Here is a 19,285-nt window from a genome sequence, read left to right as displayed (position 1 = left end):
AAGGGAGGGATATAAAACGTGGTATTTTCGGAGAATGCATCACAGAGAAACAGTTAACTTAATATTACTGGCAGCCAACCATCCAAATGCATATATCAAAATAAAGATTTTGGGCATACTAAATCAGTTTGTTGAAACAACCTACCTATTATTAGCTCAACTGCGATTAAGCATTCAACCACCTGTATGTTCAAAGGTTTATCGGCATTCCAAATAAGCTGATTGCTCCGTGTTGTTTTCCATCGGATCTATTTTAAAAATGGGTAAGCGAAGAATGAAATCGGGTCTGTTGTGCTGGTGGGGTCTACTGGATGATTTGTGAAAGGATTTTAAAACGAACGTAAGTTTACCGGAATTACTTTTGTTTGATTCCAAGAGATCTAGTTGTGAAAGTATTTGGGTGGTTTGCTCATTTGTTTGAGCGGAGGGTGTATTTTTGGTGGTACGCTGACGTTATCACTGATATTTCAATCGGGAGTTTTTCTGGTGTGGATAGAATATCGCGATAAGATTTTCCATCTGCCTACAATATAGTATAAATAAGCGATTTCGTCAATCATTAGTAAGCAATTTTCGGAAGGCCTCGGTTTCAGATTTGTTTCTTTTCAAGAAACGCTTGCTGTACCGCTGATTACCGATGCCTTCAAAAAAAAAGCATTATTGTATTTTTCCGTTACTCCAACATTTCTGCAGGTATAACGTTCTTCACGAGGGAAAGATAGTTATTCGGCGTTATTTCCAGGTCTTCATAACCGTTCAACCCATGCTCCAAGGCTAACTCTTCCGAGTAATTTTCCAACTTGTAAATTTTAAAATCCCGCCGTGAATTCTCAACATTTTCCGGATCTGCCACATAGTGCGAAACTGTAGGCTCGAATTGGACGTTTTCGATACTCACCGTCCCATCATCAGCAACAACAAAATCAAAAGTCACCATGCCTCCGAGCGTGTTATAATCCGTCAGCGAGTGGGCAATAAAATTCCCCAGAGAATAGACTACAAGGGTTTTATTTTGATTTACGCCTGTCACCCACTCAATCGGTTGCAGAATGTGTGGGTGGGTTCCGATGACGACATCGACCTCCAGATCGGCGAATAATTGTGCATAAGTACGTTGCATCTCGTTGATTTCCTGCGTATTTTCGTCACCCCAGTGCGCCGAAACGATGACAGCATCGCTGACGCTTTTGGCATTGGCAACATCCTGGCGAATCTGCTCTTCGTCAAAATAGGCTACCCGATAAGAGGTGTCCGGCTCAATACCGTTCGTGCCGTAAGTGTAGGTCAAAAAAGCGAACGAGACGCCTTCTCTTTCGATTGTCCGGATTTCATCCCGGTCCGCTTGACTCTCATAAATACCTGTGTAGATGACATCATCCACTTCATTCCATACTGCCAGGGAATTGAGGGCGCCTGGGTAATCATAATCCAAGGCATGGTTCGTTGCGCCGTTGACCAAATCAAAGCCTAGGTCTTTCATATCCTGAGCGATTTCGGGCGGCGTATTGAACGCTGGGTAGCCCGAATAAGGATAATCTCCCCCCGCGCTGATCGTCTCTTGATTCAAAAAAGCGATATCCGCCTCTTCAATATCCTCTGCCACATTCTCGTAGATGAACTTGAAATCATAGGTTCCGTCCGGCAATTCCGCATCCCGGAAAATGGAATCATGGATCAGATTATCCCCGACTCCGATGAAGGAAATGACTTTTTCCTCCTCGTTTTCGGAAACTGTATCATTTTGTTCAGAAGCGGTGTCCACGGATGCAACTTCATGAACCGTATCCGGTTCATCCGCGCACCCCCATAATCCCAGCACAGCCAACGACATCACAAACGTTTCTTTTCTCATTTTGTTCCCCTTTTCCGAAGGATTTTTCGCAATATTCGACAATTTGATTATACCGGACCCTATCGTCTTTGTCACTTGAGGCAAATTCTTCGCAGTCCTATTGTTTTTTATGGATATGCATATTTTCGCTGGAAAACTACAGTGCAAAATGTCCCGTTCCTCCGGCGAGGCTTCTTTCGCCGGAGCAGAATGGTAATATTTGGTCTCTTCTCCGAGGAGGCTTCTGCCCACAGGAGGAGACCATCAGAATGCGGTCCTCAACTCCGGCCAAGCCCCCCACGCCGGAGAACAGCAAAAAAGCTGCCTCATAAGAGACAGCTCCACTATTCAAAAACTTTTACAGTCGTGATTTGAAATCTTCGTATCCGAAAGTCTTGATGACTTTCGTGCCGTCCTTGACGGTATGGGCCGCGATGGCCGGCAGTTGGATGCCGTTGAAAGTCGTGTTCTTCACCATCGAATAGATGGCCATGTCCGTAAAGATCAGGCGATCGCCGGGCTGCAGCGGTTCATCGAAGGAATAATCCCCGATGACGTCACCAGCCAGGCAAGTCTGCCCGCCCAAACGGTACGTGTGCGCCTTTTCGCCCGCTTCACCGGAACCGATGATGAACGGACGGTATGGCATTTCCAATACGTCAGGCATATGGCAAGTCGCTGATGTATCCAGAATGGCCAAATTCATCTGGTTGTAGGTAGTCTCCAGCACGCTTGCGACTAGGAAGCCCGCATTCAGCGCGATCGCTTCGCCAGGTTCCAAGTAGACCTGCACCGCGTATTTTTCTTTGATGTAGTTGACGATCTTAACCAATTTGGCGATATCGTAGCCTTCTTTGGTGATGTGGTGCCCGCCGCCGAAGTTCACCCATTTCATGCCGTGCAGATATTTCCCGAATTTTTCCTCGAATGCGACCAATGTCGCTTCCAAAGCATCGGACCCCTGTTCGCAAAGGGTATGGAAATGCAGGCCGTCCAAAAGTTCGACTTGGCTCTCATCAAAATTGATGGCTGTCGTCCCCAAACGCGAAAACGGGCTGGCAGGATCATAAAGTGCATGATCCTGCGTTGAAAGCTCCGGATTGACGCGCAAGCCGATTTCGATCGGACGCGGACTGTTTTTCACCATTTCGGCATATAGCTTCACTTGGTTAGGGGAATTGAAGACGATGTGATCCACGATAGGGAGCAACGCCTCCATTTCTTCCTTTTTGAAAGCCGGCGCAAAGACGTGTGTCTCCTTGCCGAATTCCTGATGACCCAGTTGCGCCTCGTGGACTGAACTTGCGGTCGTACCGTCCAGATACTCGGCAATCAATGGGTAGAAATGGTACATCGAAAAAGCTTTCTGGGCCAGCAAAATCTTGCAGCCCGTTTGTTCCTTGACCGATTTCAGGATTTCCAGATTGCGGCGCAATAAAGTTTCATCCACCACATAGCTGGGAGTCGGCAAGGCTTGAAAATCGATTGTTGTATCCATCTGTTCCTCCTAATCGACCAAGGTAGGATTGAAGTCCTCTTGCCAAGGCAAGCCGTAGACGTTCAACGCTTCCATGAATGGATCCGGATTGAATTCTTCGATGTTGTACACACCCGGTTTCTTCCATTGTCCAGTCAAGACCATAGCTGCCCCAATCATCGCAGGGACGCCAGTTGTATAGGAAACAGCTTGCGAGCCGACTTCTTTGTAGCATTCTTCATGATCGCAGACGTTGTAGATATAGTAAGTCTTCTCTTTGCCGTCCTTGATGCCTGTGAAGATATTACCGATGTTCGTTTTTCCTTTTGTGCGCGGTCCCAATGAAGCTGGGTCAGGCAGTACAGCCTTCAGGAATTGCAATGGCACGATTTGTTTGCCTTCGAATTCGATCGGCTCGATGGAAGTCATACCGACGTTCTCCAACACTTTCAGATGCGTCAGATAGCTTTCGCCGAAAGTCATGAAGAAACGGATGCGTTTGATGCCTTTGATGTTCAAAGCCAAAGATTCGATTTCTTCGTGGTGCAGCAAGTACATATCTTTCTTGCCGACTTGGTCGAAATTGTACTCACGTTTGATTTCCATCGGTTCCGTTTCGATCCATTCGCCGTTTTCCCAATAGCTGCCGTTCGCGGTCACTTCACGGATGTTGATCTCCGGATTGAAGTTGGTTGCGAAAGGATAGCCATGGTCGCCGCCGTTGCAGTCGAGGATATCGATCGTGTGGATTTCATCGAAATGGTGTTTTTGGGCATAGGCAGAGAATACGCTCGTTACGCCCGGGTCAAAGCCTGATCCCAATAAAGCGGTGATACCGGCTTTCTCGAAACGCTCGCGGTAATCCCATTGCCATTTGTATTCAAATTTAGCTGTATCTTCCGGTTCATAGTTCGCTGTGTCGACATAGTCGGTTTTGGTCTCAAGACAAGCATCCATGATGGTCAAGTCTTGGTATGGCAAAGCCACATTAATCACGATATCCGGTTTGTATTCATTGATCAGCGCCACTAATTCAGGAACATTGTTCGCATCCACTTGGGCAGTCGTGATTTTGGAACGCCCAGCATAAATGCCGCTTTCGATCCGATCTTTGATTTCATCGCATTTTGACTTTGTACGACTGGCAATCATAAATTCTTCGAACACTTCTGAATTTTGGGCACATTTATGGCATACGACGTTGGAAACGCCACCGGCACCAATAATTAAAGCTCTACTCATCTTATTCATTCCTCCTGTAGGGAAATTTAATTCATCCATCCTGCGGGCCTTTTCTGCAAATATCCTCAAATAGGTGCTTAACGACAGACAAGATATTATAACACAAAGGCGTATAGGATAATGTTTTTTTAGCGACAACGACAACATATCGTCATATTAGATAGACCTTGACGCAACTCCATCTTACAACAACTCAAAAAAACAAGCGAGAAATTCCCTCCAATTGAAGGAAATTTCTCGCTTATCCAATAAACTTTTTATAAATGTAAAATGCATCACTCTAGGTATTTGAAGTACTCTCAAAGTGTTCCCTTAATCAGGGCTGAACGAACCCGTTCCACTTTTCAATCTATGCGTAAATATTGTCCCATTTAGCCTCGTACGCATCAATCTGGTCTGCATATGCCATCGTTTCGGTGATGTCGTCTATACCATTCTCCAGTTTGTGCTTCCAGGTCGGATCGATAGCGAACGGATACTCGGCTGTTCTGGTTCTGACCACTTGATTCGGCAAATCGATCTGGATGGTCTCATCCGCAGGCAATTGTGCCAAAGCGTCGCGTTGTTCTTGCGGCAACTCGATCAACAACAGGCCGTTCTTCAAGGAGTTCATGTAGAAGATATCGCTGTAGCTGCCGGCGATGATGACACGGAAGCGATAATCCTTCAATGCCCATGCGGCATGTTCACGGGAAGAGCCGCAACCGAAGTTATCCCCTGTCACGAGGATCGTCGCTTCTTGGCGGTCGGCATCGTTCAAAGGAAATTCCGGATTCGGGTCGCCGTTTTTCAGGAAACGCCATTCGTCGAATACGAAAGCACCGAAGCCGGTTTTTTCGATCCGTTTCAGGAACACTTTCGGGATGATTTGGTCGGTATCGATGTTGTTGTTCATCAAGGCAACGGTTTTGCCGTCATGTACTTTAATTGGCTCCATAAGTCACTGCTTCCTTTCTGATGTCCACAAATTTTCCGTTCACTGCGGCAGCTCCAGCCATTGCCGGGCTGACCAAGTGGGTACGGGAACCCTTGCCTTGACGGCCTTCAAAGTTACGGTTGGAAGTCGAAGCGCAGTGTACGCCTGCAGGGACTTTATCCGGGTTCATTCCCAAACAAGCCGAACAGCCTGGTTCGCGCCATTCAAATCCTGCATCGATGAAGATCTTGTCCAAGCCCAATTCCGCGGCAGCATCACGGACAGTCCGGCTGCCCGGAACAACCATAGCCTGGATATGAGAAGGAACTTTTCCGCCCTTAACGTACTTCGCTGCTTCAATCAAATCGGACAGACGCGCATTCGTACAAGAACCGATGAAGACAAAGCCCAAGGGAATTTCTTCAGCCGTTTGACCGGGTTGCAGATCCATGTAGTTGTAGGCGCGTTCGTCATTTTTATCCTTGATTTCAGGGAATTTCTCGCCGAAAGGCACGCCCATTCCGGGGTTCGTTCCCCAAGTTACATAAGGCGCCAATTCGGAAACGTCGATTGCGATGTCAGTGTCGTAGACAGCATCCGGATCGCTCTTCAAGGTCTCCCAATCAGCAATCGCTTTTTCCATATTTTCCGGTGCATATCGGCGGCCGCGCAGATAGTCATAGGTAGTCTGATCCGGCGCCATCATGCCGATTTTAGCCCCGAATTCGATGGACATGTTACAAATCGTCATCCGTTCTTCCATCGTCAATGCTTCGACAGTATCGCCGTAAAATTCAATCGCATAGCCGCTCCCGAAAGCTGCTCCATAAGTAGCGATCAGGTGCAGGATGATGTCTTTCGCGTAGACGCCAGGTTGCAGCTTTCCGCTGATTTTGACCCCCATCGATTTTGGTTTCTTTTGCCAGATCGATTGTGTCGCAAAAACGTGCTCGACTTCCGAACTGCCGATACCGAAAGCCATCGCTCCGAAAGCGCCGTGTGTAGCCGTATGCGAATCTCCGCAGACGACAATCTTGCCTGGTTGGGTTGCGCCTAATTCCGGACCGACCATGTGCACGATTCCTTGGTTGGCAGTGCCGATGTCCATCAAGGGGATGTTGAATTCCGCGCAATTCTTCTGCAGTGCTTCGATCTGTTTCTTCGAAATAAGATCCTTGATATTGAAGATATCTTCGGTCGGCACGTTGTGGTCGACCGTTGCGATTGTTTTGTCGGGGCGGCGGACTTGGCGGTTGGTTTCGCGCAAGCCATCAAAACCTTGTGGTGAAGTGACTTCATGGATCAGGTGCAGGTCCACATACAACAATTGTGGTTCACCTTCTGGTCCTGTAATGACGTGTCTGTCCCATAGTTTATCAAAAAGCGTTCTGCTCATACTATCTACTCCCCTTCACTTTTCCAAAATGGCTTTCACTTGTTCAGTAAATACTGTCGTTGTAGTCGTGCCGCCCAGATCGGCCGTAAGGAAACCGGCATCCATCACCTCGGAAGCCGCTTTTTCAAGCGCCTCCGCCTCTTCATGCAGCTGGAAACTTTGGCGCAGCATCATGGCTACGGACAGGATCATCGACATCGGATTGGCGATGTTTTTACCGGCAATATCCGGTGCAGACCCATGGATCGGTTCGTATAACGAAGGACCGGATACCGCATGGCTTCCGGAAGGCAACATCCCCAGTGAGCCTGTGATGACGGATGCTTCGTCGCTCAGGATGTCACCGAACATGTTTTCCGTCACGATGACATCGAATGAGGTCGGATCTTGGATAATTTTCATCGAAGCCGCATCGACATACAAATGATCCACTGTCACTTCCGGATATTCTGTCGCGATTTCATTCACGGTTTTGCGCCATAATTTGCTGCTGGCCAATACGTTGGCTTTATCGACGGAAGTCAGTTTTTTGCCGCGCGTCATCGCGATGTCAAAAGCCTGGCGGACGATCCGATCGATTTCGCTCTTTTTATAGAATAAAGTATCAGTCGCTTCCTCATCGTCCCAATGCTTCGGCTGGCCAAAATAGAGCCCGCCAGTCAATTCACGGACCACGATGAAGTCGGTGCCTTTTACTCGTTCCGTCTTCAACGGGGACAGGTGGGCGATGCTGTCGCTCACTGCAATTGGGCGGATGTTTGAGAAAAGTCCCAATGTCTTACGCAATTGCAATAGACCATCTTCCGGTGTCTTTTCAGCTTTTTCCCATTTCGGTCCGCCTATTGCGGCCAAAAGGATCGCGTCAGCTTCGGAACAGCCCTTGATTGTTTGCGGCGGAATCGGATCTCCGGTTTCATCGATGCCGGCTCCTCCGAATGGGTAAACCGTTACGTTGAAATCATGTTGAAATTTTTTGCCTATTGCTTCCAGCAAAATCAATCCGCTTTCCATTATTTCTGGTCCAATGCCATCTCCCGGCAATGCTGCAATCGTATAATTCATCTTACTTTTTCCCCCTCATCAGAAATGTGCTGATACTTTTTCTATTGTCTGTTTGTTTTTTGCTTTCCCGCTGGCTTGAATATAGGCTTTAGCGGATGCAGTCAGGACGTCGAAGTCGATGCCTGTGCCGTTATAGCTCTTGCCATCCTCATCCTCAACGACCACGTGCACTTCTGCTTGCGCATCCTTCCCGCCCGTGATAGCTTCGATATTGTATTCCTTCAGAATGATTTCTTGCTCAAGGATACGGTTGATGGTGTTATAGATTGCTTCGATGCTTCCTGATCCAGTCGCCGAATCCTGCATCTTCGTATCTTTGTTGTTCTTGTCCTGGATGCCGACAATGGCCGCTTGAATGCCATCCTTCACAAACTGCACTTGCAGCCGTTTCAGCTCAAAAGCCGATTCATCCTCGATGGACTTGCCGACCATCAACGCATGGATGTCCTCTTCAGTCACGTTCTTCTTCTTGTCAGCCAACTCTTTGAAGCGTGCGAACAGTATTTTGATTTCAGCCGGATCGGAGATTTCATACCCCATTTGCGCAATCCGATCCACGAAAGCGTGACGACCGGAAAGTTTTCCAAGCGGCAATGAGTTGTGTTCTACACCGACCAATTGCGGTGTGATGATTTCGTAGGTTTCAGGATTCTTCAGCACACCATCCTGATGGATCCCGGACTCGTGTGCGTAGGCATTGCCACCGATGACGGCTTTGTTGCGCGGTATCGGCATGCCGGAAAGACGGCTGACCAAATCACTTGTGCGCTTCGTTTCCTTCAGAACAACTCCGATTTCTTTTTTGTAATAATCTTTGCGGATGTGCAAAGCGACCGCAACTTCCTCCAGCGCGGTATTGCCGGCGCGCTCTCCGATGCCGTTGATGGTGCCTTCTACCCTAAGAGCACCATTTTCGACTGCAGCCAACGCGTTTGCCGTTGCCATACCCAGATCGTCGTGGCAATGGGATGAGAAGATGACGTCATCAAAGCGGGTTACGTTTTGCTTCAGGTATTTGAACAGGTTGCCGAATTCGGTTGGATTGGTATAGCCTACCGTATCAGGAATATTGATGACCGTTGCGCCCTTTTCGATGGCAAGATTGACTACTTCGACAAGGAAGTCCCAATCGCTTCTGGTCGCATCCTCAGGAGAGAACTGAACTTTTTCAAATTTTGATTTAGCGTAGGCCACATGGTGTGCAACCGAGGCCAACACTTCTTCTTTACTCATTTTCAATTTGTATTCCATATGTACGGGACTGGTCGCTATGAAAATATGGATTTGCGGATCGACTGCATCTCTCAAAGCATCATAGGCGGCATCGATGTCTTTCTCATTGCAACGCGCAAGTCCTGCAACCGTCATATTTTTGACAGCACCGGCAATCGCCTTTACCGCTTCGAAGTCGCCCTCTGAAGAAATCGGAAAGCCCGCTTCAATAACATCGATTCCCCACTTTTCCATCTGCAAAGCGATTTGCACCTTTTCCTTCGTATTGAAGTTCACACCAGGTGTCTGTTCCCCATCACGCAGGGTCGTATCAAAGAATTGAATGTACTGTTTTTCGGTCATTGTCTTATCCTCCGGTTCATTTTTTCGTTTTTTGTTTGATTAGAAATACATAAGAGTAAATTTCGAAAAAAAATGCATCCACAAATAATGGATGCATTTCGAAGGTCAATAAATAATCGCTTCAGCCCCATTATTTGTCAATGCCAAGCAGGGCTCAAACGACTGATATTTCAGTGTCCAAGCCCTGCTATAATAATAAGCCGTTAAAAGAAGGGGTAGTCCCCATGATTACGTTGACTGATACGTTTGCATCTTCCATGACGATCCCCTCCTCTTTTTTGTAGCCTTCTAATTTTTCACTAAGTTTTATTATCGTATTCTCATTTTATGCAATGTGTCTTCTTTTGTCAACCCCTTTTGCAGTTTCCTTACAAAATCATGTGATCGTGTGCAGGAATTGGAGGATCGTGGTAGATCTGATCGCGTTCGCAGCTCCGGTAAACGCCATCTCGCCGTAACAGCACTCGGGAAGCCTGGACGTCACAAAAAGACGAGGTTGCCAACTCGCGGACAGCCTCGTCTTTTATGCCTAGATTATTCAGGTAATTTGATGCTGTCCGGATCGATGCCCAGTGCTTCAGCCATCTCTTCGTTGATGACCAATTGAAGTGTCTCAGGGAATTGGACAGGCAATTCGGAAGGAAGCTTACCTTCTTCCAAAATCTGCAAGGCCATTTCGCCTGTCTGACGCCCCAACTCTTCGAAGTCGATTCCGTAAGTCGCCAATCCTCCAACTTCCACCATATCCGTTGCACCAGGAATGACAGGGATTTTAGCTTCCATAGCGATTTGGCCGACAGTAGCCATTGTGCTGGATAAAGTATTATCGGTAGGAATATAGATTGCATCCACTTTCTGTACCAACGATTCCATCACTTGTTGGACATCGTTCGTTGAAGTTACAGTCATGACTTCAACATTGACACCGGCAGCTTCCAACAAAGCTTTCGCTTGGTCACTTTGGACGACTGAATTCATTTCACTGGAGTTAAAGATGATGCCGACTGTTTCTGCAGTAGGTACGATTGACAGTAACAGCTCGATTTGTTTATCCATCGGTGCTTGGTCGCTTGTTCCGGTGATATTCGCGCCAGGTTCTTCCGCACTTGCCACCAGTCCGGCATCGATTGGATCGGTTACGGCAGTGAACAGGACTGCATTTTCTTGCTCAGCGTTCGCGATTGCTTGCGAAGCCGGAGTCGATATCGCTAAAATGAGATCATTGTTGCCGGCCAAACGCTCGGCCATGCTCTGAAGGTTGGCTTGATCACCTTGAGCATTCTGGTAATCCACAATCAGATTGTCGCCTTCAACATACCCGGCTTCCTCCAAAACATCCAAAAATCCTTTGCGTGCAGCAGATAAGGACTCATGCTCAAGAATCTGCAGAATCCCGATTTGCACAGCCTCCGTTGAGGCGGTTGAGCTTGCTGCTGAAGAATCCGTCGCTTCCTCCGTTCCTCCGGCGCATGCACCAAGCAATACGGCAGAAGCCAATGCCAAGCTTGTCGTTACTTTCTTTTTCCAATCCATTCCCATCATTTCAATTCCCCCTTTTTTTTAATTTATGCGGAATCTAACTATGCAAGCAGGCCTTCTCCTGTACGCAAAAACCCATTCAGATGCGTTTATCCAAATGGGCTTTTGCAAAGAGTTGATGAAAGGCATCCGGCCTGTTGGTTGCGTTTGCATAAGTACTCTCGCACGTCATTTATTAATTGATTTCAGTTTATAAGAATCAAATAAGGATGTCAACGATTAAATTAAATTAACATGAGTGCTTTCTCATTTTACAATCTGGCGCTTGATTATCTGATCAGCAGTCGATGGGCCGTCGGTTTCAGTAACTCCCAAACCTGCTTTGGATCAGCCTGCTGGTCCAGATAAAAAGCTTCATCCGCCGGTTCCAGTATTACAGGCATCCGATCGTGGATGGCGCGCATCTGGTCGTTGGCGGCAGTCGTAATGATTGAAAAAGCCGTAAAAAGTTTTCCATCCTCATCATGATAGGCTTTCATTATACCGGCCATCGAAAAAATCGGAATACCGGATACGGCTATTTTCCGTTTCAACTTTTCTTCGCCGACTTTCTCCCATTCAAAAAATGCAGTCGCCGGCACCAAACAACGCGCTGACCGGAAAGGCTGGCTGAATGTCGGTTTTTCGAGGATGGTTTCCGCTCTGGCATTGATCAAAGGACGCCTAGCGAAAGGCTCAATAAATCCCCATCTGTGATGGACTAGCTCGTTGCCCGGCATGATCAACGGTGTGCTGTTGGTCGGAAATATTTCCGCACGCGCTTCGACGTCTTCTGCCATCTCCCCCAACAGATACCTTTCCCATAATTCCCTTTTTGTAGCTTCAAGTGCATACCGTCCGCACATTGTCCTCATCCTCTCGAGTTCACTTTCCCTGATACCGATTATAATAGCGGCAGAGGCGTAATACAAAAAAGACGTCCGCTGGGGAACGTCTTTTTCTGCTGTTACATAAAATATCCGAACAGAATCGGGAAAAACACAGCAGGCGCATAATTCATGATTTTAAGATTCGTTAATTTCAACATGTTCAACGCCAGACCGACAATCAGCAATGAGCCGACGCAAGTCATCTCATTGATTACAGAATCGGTCAAAAGCGGCGCCAAGACATTGGCAAAAAGCGTAATCCCGCCTTCATAAACGAGGATCAGGCCGGCTGAAAACAACACGCCAATGCCCAAGCTGGATGCCATCACAATGGCCGCAATCCCGTCGATCAGCGACTTCGCGAAAAGCGTATCATGATTGCCGGTCAAACCGCTCTGGAGAGCGCCGACGATTGCCATCGCACCGACACAGAACAGCAGACTTGCCGTCACAAACCCTTTTGAAACAGAAACTTTTTCACCAGGCGAAGAAACTTTCTGTTCGATTGCATCTCCTAATTGATTGATTTTTTCATCCAAATCAATCCATTCTCCGACCAAAGTGCCAAACACCATCGACAAAATGGTAATGAGAACATTTTCGCCCTTCAGCATACCGCTCACTCCGATGTACAGGACGCAGAGTGCCAGAGCGTTCATCACAGCTTTGGCTATCCTATCCGATAAACCTTTCTTCAAAACTAGGCCGACACTGCCTCCCAACACAATAGCAGCCCCGTTGACCAAACTTCCCAATAAAACCAAATTATCCCCTCCGACTGACTTTTGCTTATATGCTGATCACTTAATTCGAATGCTTGTTTACAAGCTCAGTAGGTATCAGTATAGACGCTCGCTTTCAGAAAATCAATGGATGAAATATGAAAGATGCCTGTCTCAACAAATGCGAAAAGATCGCCATGCATGCACGGCGATCTTTTCGCATCACTATTCTTCCTATTTTAACGGATTGTTTTCAAAGCGCCGGACCATTTGATTAATTCATCGAACATTGCTGTCGCATTGTTTGCATGGTAATCATTCGGAACAAATTTGCTCATGTTCTCGAAATCAGTCATCAACGAGAAGTTCACTGTTGTGTGCACTGTCGCTACGCTCAATTCCCCTAGGATAACACGCATGTTTTCATGTGCGCGGGCCCCGCCCAAGCTTCCGTAGCCTACAAACCCAGCTGCTTTATCGGCAACTTCTGGTTTCAGGAAATCCAACGCATTCTTCAATGCACCACCGACTGCATGGTTGTATTCAGGTGTCACAAATACATATCCATCAAATGAAGCCATTTTTTCCGACCAAGCTTGGATTGCTGCGCCAGCTGCTGCTTGACGGTCTTCCGGTAATTTAGCACCCAGTAAAGGCAAGTCATAGTCTGCTAAAGCGACAACTTCGTATTCAATGCCGCCGTCATTGCGTTTTTGGGCAAATTCATGAATCCATTCTGATACAGCTGCTGAGTTTCTTCCTTCACGTACGCTTCCTGAGATAATTCCGATTTTCATAGTTGTTTTCCCCTTTTCGTCTGTTGTTATTGATGTATTTTTACTTCCAAACAAAGCATTACTAATTCGAGATATTATAGATGTGTTTTCCAATTTTTTTCCTCCATGCACTTGTTTTTCAATGAAGGACTCTCCCTCACCTCTCTTACATTTCGTAAGCTTGATATTATTATGCCACATCCCGGAATTTATTTCAAGATATATATTCACGAATTCGAGATATTTTTTTAAAGCTTTTTAAAAAAAAAGCATGCAATCCCACTGGTTAGCGGTTTTGCATGCTTTTTAAGTCATTTATTTTTTTCAAAAATTGAAATCAGTGCTGAAATACGCGGGCTCGACTTTTTAAACGGTCGGCCAGGATGATCGCCAACAAAGCTTTTGCGATATCCCCAGGGATAAACATAATCATACCCATCTGGAAAATTTCGGCCAAGCCGAATTGATTTCCCATAACGCCGTTCAGGATTGCTGCCATGTAAGGCAGGCCGATTGCGTACATCACGATGGTGCCGGCGACAGCAGCGATTCCGTAATTCAAGAAGCCGCCCTCTTTTTTGTGTACGAGATAAGAAATCAAAGTTGCGGCTGCAACAAATCCAAACACAAAGCCGAAGCTGGGCGACAATAAGGATTGGAATCCGCCAAGCAATAATTTAAGCAACAGATGCAGCAATTGCGCGAAGAAAGCAGCTTTCGGACGCAATAAGAAACCGGTCATCAGTACCAACAGTGTCTGCAAAGTGATTGGAACGGGTCCGATGGGGATGCTCAGGAACCCACTGACAAAGGTCAAAGCCGCGAATATGCTGATTTGGGTCAGATCTCTTGTTGATAATTTCATGTTATTTTCCTTCTCTCTTTTTGATTTTGATGCTGATTTCGCCATAGGTCAGCGTTTTTGTTTCCCCATTCGGCAAGGCTACAACCAGTCCGCCGTCATCATCGATTGCGATCGCTTTGGCTTCGATCGTTTCGCTCCCTTGCGGGAAAGTGACTTGTTCTCCCAAGACATAACAGCGTTTGCGGTACTCTTCCAGGTAAGACCGAGAAGCCAATTCCGGGTAAAGGACATAAAAACGATTGAGTATTTCAGCGGCCATTTGGTTCCGTGTCACCATGGCATTTTTTGAATCGAACAACGTGCCGGCGATTGACTGGATTTCATCAGGAAAATCCGTTTCAGGTGCCCGGAAATTCAAGCCGATCCCTAAAATGATCGTTCCGATTGTCCGCGATTCCATATCCATGATCCCTTCGGTCAGGATACCGCAGACTTTCCTGCCATCCAGGAAGATGTCGTTCACCCATTTGATTTGCGGATTTTTGCCCGTCAATGTCTCGATCGCCTGGCAGACAGCGACGGCGGCTGCTGTCGTGATCAGCGTTGCGTTATCCAGATCAGCAACCGGCTTCAAAACCAAACTCATGTACAGCCCCGATTCGCTCGGCGAGTAGAAAACTCTTCCCAAGCGTCCCCTTCCCTTTGTCTGTTCTTCAGATAAGATCACACCTTCGAAAGTCGGATCTTCATTGACGATCCGTTTGGCCTCCAGATTGGTCGAATCGATCGTTTTGTGCGCGATAATCCGGTGATTTTTCAGCGCTTCCGACAACTGGGGCACGATGGCCGCCTCCGATAACAGGTCAGTTTCAATGGATAACTGATACCCTTTATTCGTAGTCGCTTCTATTTGATAGCCTTCCTTTTTTAGTCTATTGATTGCTTTCCATACAGATGTTCTGGAAACTTCCAATTGATCAGCCAAATCCTGACCGGAAACACTTTCCCCTTTATGCTGCTCCAGATACTGCAGAACTTTCTCTTTTGTTGACATCCTTTACCTCCATTCTCTTCTATAAAAAAACCACCGCTTGAACCGAAGCGATGGTCTCAATGCTGTATTCAGTTTAACTGTTGGTTCGCCCTTTGTCAACCTTAATAAAAATTAGGGTAACAAATTTTCTAGTGTTTTCTTTCTTGCTTATAAGCTTTGACCATTTCGGCATAATCTGCCATGATGGTCTGCACAATTGGATTATCCATCGTTGGAATCGCAACCGAGCCGATTTTCGAAATCGGCAGCACATTATTACCAGTACCGGAAACGAATGCTCCTTCAGCATCCTTTATCCACGCGACAGGGATGGCCGTTTCATTGATCGGAATCTTCCGGTTTGCGCAGATTTCGAACACTTTCTTGCGGACGATGCCCAACAGGACTGCCTTTGCTGGCGGAGTATACAACTCATTCCCTTTCACAAAAAAGACATTCGTGCGGCTGCCTTCCGTGATCTCCTCATTTGCATCCACAAGCAGCAGTTCATAGACCCCTTTATCCGCCCGTTCCTGCAGGACCGCTTTTTGATAATCCGAGCGGACAAGCTTGATGTTCGGGTCCAACCGTTCGATATGGAACAGGCTCGTCGCGATACCCTCTTCATAGTAGCTGTTTGGAGGGTAGAGGCTCTGGGCGAAAAAGATCCATAACACACTCTCGCCCTCAGCCGTTTTGCCAAGGATGAACTTAAGGTTCTGCTCCCCAACCTGATTGGCGGCTATCAGGCGATAGACGCGGTCCTCGATCATTTCAGCAGTAGCAGGCAACGGCAAATCCAAGTAAGCCGCGGACCGGAAAAAACGATCCAGATGATCCTCCAAAAATATCGCAATCCCATCTTGAACACGGATGACTTCGTATACCGTTCGACCTTCAAATTCCGGATGTTTTCCGCCATCCTCATTCTTGATGAGTTCCTCATTCAATAAATAGTAAGGTCCTTCCACTATCTCCAAATTCATCGCTCCTTCCTGTTCTTATATCCCCTATTTTACTCCGTAATCCCAAGAAGTACACGCCAATTCGCAAAAGAGCGGATGTGACAGCAAAATGACAAACAATTTAAAAATTTGTAAAAGGTAAAAAAACACAACGACTCCCTTCCCTTTTTTCTGCGGTGGGTGTATAGTATGGGCATCATGAAAAATACAAACAAATCTACTTACATAAAGGATGATAGAATAAGCATGCAGATGCCACAATCCCATTGGAAAAATGATGTTGAATATGTTGCTTTGGTCGAAGATCTCATCTATCACGAAGAATTATTGCATATGGAGACCATTACCCACCACCACTTCACCAATCGTTTGGAGCATTCTATCCGCGTATCCTATAAGAGTTATCAACTTGCCAAAAAATGGAATCTAGACGCCCGATCCACTGCACGTGCCGGATTGTTGCATGACTTCTTCCATGAAGACCGCGATGCTGTCGCGCAGCTGAAAATCGGTTCTCATGCAGATGCCCATCCAAAAATTGCCTGTGAAAATGCTTGCCGTATAACTGAAATCAGCTCTTTGGAGCGCGACATCATCCTTAAGCACATGTTCCTAGTAAGCCGTTGTGGCCTGCCGCGTTACAAAGAAAGTTTTGTTGTAACCTACGTGGACAAATATGTCGCAATCAGAGAGGTCGTCGAGCCGATAAAAGAAATCGCAGGTGCTCGCCTACGCGGTCTGGTTTCCAAATTGAGCCCAGTAAACCTGAACATCAACATTTAAAGCAAAGAAGAGGCTGCCTCCAAAATGAGGTAGCCTCTTCTTTGCTTTTTTTCATTTTTCGGTTCGTTGGAGAATGCCAAAAGAAATTAATAAGAGCTGGATGTCGGATACTTCCGGGTTATCCGACATCCTCGGAGCTATGCCTGCTCGGGGCTGCCATTTACAGGATCTCATCAAAAAAACTGAGCCCGTCATGGGCCCAGTTTTTTGTTTGTACTATTCCTACAGTTTGTATTTTTTTAGTAGAAGACGTTTGTTACGCCATCACCTGAAGCACGGAAGCTTTGAGCTGATGTTGAACGGTAACCATTCAATACTTCGTTTACAGCTTGGATCGTGTCAGCAGTAGGCACTTCTGCTGCTGCAGCTCCGTTCGAAACTACCGAGAACTGATACGGTGCATACAAGACAGCATCGATTGTCGTTCCGCCCCAGATTCCGGATTCAACGCGGTTCATAATAACAGAAGCAACATTCAATTTTTCTTGGTAGCTTGGACCTGCTTCAGCTTGGACTACTTGATACAAGAAGTAGCTGGCTTGGTAAGTCGTTGATGACGCTTGCGCTACTGGAGCCGGCTCAACATAGGTTTCTACAACTGGTGCAGCTGCTTGAACTTCTTCAACTACTTCCACAGGTGTTTCGACTTCAACAACTTCTTCAGAGCTGACATCGTAGCTCTTCACTTCTGAGCCTTGTTCAACAGTCACGATGTTGTGGTCGGCTGACAATACGATCGAGTTTCCTGCAATGATCATGTCTGCATTTCCGATGCTGTTGACATCAACTAAGGCATTCACTGATACGTCAGTCGCCAATGCGATTGCGGATAAAGTGTCGCCCCATTGGAAAGTATATTTGCTGCCGTTCTCCAAGTTTTGGATATCCGCTTTGATTTGATCTGCCGTACGTGCTGTCCAAGTGGATGAAGTATATTCTGTTGCCTGTGCTTGTGTAGGATTCGCTGTTGCCATAAAACCGATGGCTGCTAAAGTTGCGCTCGTTACGAATAATCTAGATTTGAAGTTTTTCATGTGTGTTTTGTCCCTTTCTTCTCTTCGCAATGTTTCCGTATTGCAATTTATACTCTTCATGACCTTTTTTATTTGATAAATGAAGTATTTATCCAGGTCTCGATTGGAGTTCTTTCAACAGAGACAATCCTAACACGAATCAAACCGGTAAAGTTAAAAATCCCTTCTTTGTTATTCCATCTTAACGTCACTGTCTCAAATAACTGTTTATCTTACAAACATAAGTCAAATATTACACTGTCGTAATATAGAAAATCAACTTGTAACAATTAGCACGACAGATGTGTTTTTTCACAAAGTCTGTGTCAAAAAGTATGTAAATCTTTGATTTATAAACGATTTACGCTGTAACATTCCAATCAATATGTGTCATTTCTCAATCGTTACCGCTCAACCCTGATAATACTGGCCAAAGATTGTTACAAAACATTTGCTTGTTGTAAACATAAAAAAAAACCTTGCCGAATTTATCGGTAAGGTTAAGATACATGCACTATAGAAAGCGGGCGACGGGAATCGGACCCGCGACATGACCTTGGGAAGGTCGCATTTTACCACTAAACTACGCCCGCATATCGGTCTTTTCAACCGGACTGCATGTACCATTTTACTCCTAAATTGTGTTCAAGACAATAGCTAAACAGAAAAAATGTACAAATATATATATGAGGAAAGCTCCCTCAGAGCTTACTCAATCTCATTAGCTTGATGGCATTGACAAACAAAGGACAGGTGGAAATCAGAGGAGATTAGCGATCAGAGTTCAGAAGAACTGCTCAACCCAGTGGCCAACACTGCCGAATAGATGAGGTAGATCCGACAATTTGATTCCCGATTAAGCCGAGATTATCGAATGTCCAGAAACATCCAATAATTCGACTTCATGACGAACCAAAATCATCGAATAGCTAAGGAACATTCAACGATTTGGCCTCACACTCAAAAAAAGCGGGAATGCATCATGCATCCACGCTTTTTTACAGTTGTAAAGTTGCTGAAGTTAATGACATTGAGCGCTATTGAAGGAGTCGCGCTATTTTTTTCGCTTACTTGCTGCCGGTTACTTTGAACTTCGTGTCGGCTAGCGCTTCATTAAAAGCTGCCTCGGGAATATCTTGGTTCATTTGGACTGTCGCTTTCTTTCCTTCTAAATCAACAGTTACCTTTTCCACTCCTGCAATCGCAGAAAATCTCTCCTGGACTGTTGCTACGCAACCATCGCACTTCATTCCTTCTAACATCAATTCTTTTTCCATTATC

Annotated in this window: 17 protein-coding genes and 1 tRNA gene; 1 reads left to right on the top strand and 17 read right to left on the bottom strand. The window is 46.2% G+C overall.

Annotated features, from left to right (window positions below):
- Positions 1 to 673: 673 nt before the first annotated feature.
- The 14 genes from ACTCCX_RS01830 to ACTCCX_RS01765 all read right to left on the bottom strand — a co-directional run bounded on the left by ACTCCX_RS01830 (position 674) and on the right by ACTCCX_RS01765 (position 16,214).
- Positions 674 to 1,852 carry a CapA family protein gene (locus ACTCCX_RS01830; RefSeq protein ID WP_463274455.1) on the bottom strand — a complete coding sequence of 393 codons (1,179 nt, stop codon included), beginning with the start codon at positions 1,850 to 1,852 and terminating at the stop codon, positions 674 to 676.
- A gap of 337 nt (positions 1,853 to 2,189) precedes the next feature.
- Entirely contained in the window at positions 2,190 to 3,317 is a 1,128-nt protein-coding gene (gene nspC, locus ACTCCX_RS01825; protein ID WP_463274500.1) for a carboxynorspermidine decarboxylase, read from the bottom strand.
- A gap of 21 nt (positions 3,318 to 3,338) precedes the next feature.
- Positions 3,339 to 4,550, bottom strand: a complete 1,212-nt coding sequence (locus tag ACTCCX_RS01820) for a saccharopine dehydrogenase family protein (RefSeq protein WP_276647900.1) — start codon at positions 4,548 to 4,550, stop codon at positions 3,339 to 3,341.
- A gap of 349 nt (positions 4,551 to 4,899) precedes the next feature.
- Positions 4,900 to 5,487 carry a 3-isopropylmalate dehydratase small subunit gene (leuD, locus tag ACTCCX_RS01815; protein ID WP_463274454.1) on the bottom strand — a complete coding sequence of 196 codons (588 nt, stop codon included), beginning with the start codon at positions 5,485 to 5,487 and terminating at the stop codon, positions 4,900 to 4,902.
- Positions 5,474 to 6,862, bottom strand: coding sequence for a 3-isopropylmalate dehydratase large subunit (gene leuC / locus ACTCCX_RS01810; protein ID WP_463274453.1), 1,389 nt, complete (start codon positions 6,860 to 6,862; stop codon positions 5,474 to 5,476). The genes leuD and leuC overlap by 14 nt, the downstream gene beginning before the upstream one ends.
- A gap of 15 nt (positions 6,863 to 6,877) precedes the next feature.
- Positions 6,878 to 7,924 carry a 3-isopropylmalate dehydrogenase gene (leuB, locus tag ACTCCX_RS01805; RefSeq protein ID WP_463274452.1) on the bottom strand — a complete coding sequence of 349 codons (1,047 nt, stop codon included), beginning with the start codon at positions 7,922 to 7,924 and terminating at the stop codon, positions 6,878 to 6,880.
- An 18-nt stretch (positions 7,925 to 7,942) separates the two neighbouring features.
- Positions 7,943 to 9,499: a 2-isopropylmalate synthase gene (locus ACTCCX_RS01800; protein WP_463274451.1), complete on the bottom strand. Its 1,557-nt coding sequence runs from the start codon at positions 9,497 to 9,499 to the stop codon at positions 7,943 to 7,945.
- Positions 9,500 to 10,033: 534 nt separating this feature from the next.
- A complete protein-coding gene (locus ACTCCX_RS01795) occupies positions 10,034 to 11,032 on the bottom strand; it encodes an ABC transporter substrate binding protein (RefSeq protein ID WP_463274499.1) in 999 nt (332 codons plus the stop codon).
- A 275-nt stretch (positions 11,033 to 11,307) separates the two neighbouring features.
- On the bottom strand, positions 11,308 to 11,883 hold the full coding sequence (locus ACTCCX_RS01790) for an SOS response-associated peptidase (protein ID WP_463274450.1): 576 nt from the start codon (positions 11,881 to 11,883) through the stop codon (positions 11,308 to 11,310).
- Between the two features lie 101 nt (positions 11,884 to 11,984).
- On the bottom strand, positions 11,985 to 12,671 hold the full coding sequence (locus tag ACTCCX_RS01785) for a DUF554 domain-containing protein (protein WP_463274449.1): 687 nt from the start codon (positions 12,669 to 12,671) through the stop codon (positions 11,985 to 11,987).
- 197 nt (positions 12,672 to 12,868) lie between these two features.
- Positions 12,869 to 13,426, bottom strand: coding sequence for an NADPH-dependent FMN reductase (locus ACTCCX_RS01780; RefSeq protein ID WP_463274448.1), 558 nt, complete (start codon positions 13,424 to 13,426; stop codon positions 12,869 to 12,871).
- Positions 13,427 to 13,742: 316 nt separating this feature from the next.
- Positions 13,743 to 14,270 carry a biotin transporter BioY gene (locus tag ACTCCX_RS01775; protein ID WP_463274447.1) on the bottom strand — a complete coding sequence of 176 codons (528 nt, stop codon included), beginning with the start codon at positions 14,268 to 14,270 and terminating at the stop codon, positions 13,743 to 13,745.
- Between the two features lies 1 nt (position 14,271).
- The gene (locus ACTCCX_RS01770) at positions 14,272 to 15,264 is read right to left on the bottom strand and encodes a biotin--[acetyl-CoA-carboxylase] ligase (protein WP_463274446.1); all 993 of its coding nucleotides are present in this window, start codon (positions 15,262 to 15,264) and stop codon (positions 14,272 to 14,274) included.
- 128 nt (positions 15,265 to 15,392) lie between these two features.
- Positions 15,393 to 16,214, bottom strand: a complete 822-nt coding sequence (locus tag ACTCCX_RS01765) for an aminotransferase class IV (RefSeq protein WP_463274498.1) — start codon at positions 16,212 to 16,214, stop codon at positions 15,393 to 15,395.
- A 246-nt stretch (positions 16,215 to 16,460) separates the two neighbouring features.
- On the opposite strand from ACTCCX_RS01765, the gene ACTCCX_RS01760 reads away from it, so the two are divergent.
- Positions 16,461 to 16,991 (top strand): HD domain-containing protein, encoded by a 531-nt coding sequence (locus ACTCCX_RS01760; RefSeq protein ID WP_463274497.1) that lies wholly within the window; start codon positions 16,461 to 16,463, stop codon positions 16,989 to 16,991.
- A 239-nt stretch (positions 16,992 to 17,230) separates the two neighbouring features.
- On the opposite strand, the gene ACTCCX_RS01755 is transcribed toward ACTCCX_RS01760, so the two are convergent.
- The 3 genes from ACTCCX_RS01755 to ACTCCX_RS01745 all read right to left on the bottom strand — a co-directional run bounded on the left by ACTCCX_RS01755 (position 17,231) and on the right by ACTCCX_RS01745 (position 19,281).
- Positions 17,231 to 18,025 (bottom strand): cell wall hydrolase, encoded by a 795-nt coding sequence (locus ACTCCX_RS01755; protein WP_463274445.1) that lies wholly within the window; start codon positions 18,023 to 18,025, stop codon positions 17,231 to 17,233.
- A 501-nt stretch (positions 18,026 to 18,526) separates the two neighbouring features.
- Positions 18,527 to 18,597: transfer RNA gene (locus tag ACTCCX_RS01750), tRNA-Gly, on the bottom strand.
- A gap of 474 nt (positions 18,598 to 19,071) precedes the next feature.
- Positions 19,072 to 19,281 carry a heavy-metal-associated domain-containing protein gene (locus tag ACTCCX_RS01745; protein ID WP_463274444.1) on the bottom strand — a complete coding sequence of 70 codons (210 nt, stop codon included), beginning with the start codon at positions 19,279 to 19,281 and terminating at the stop codon, positions 19,072 to 19,074.
- Between the last annotated feature and the right edge of the window lie 4 nt (positions 19,282 to 19,285).

This window comes from Trichococcus sp., assembly GCF_055118575.1.
The sequence above is the reverse complement of the archived record's forward strand: the minus strand, read 5'-3'. Positions and strand labels throughout refer to the sequence as shown.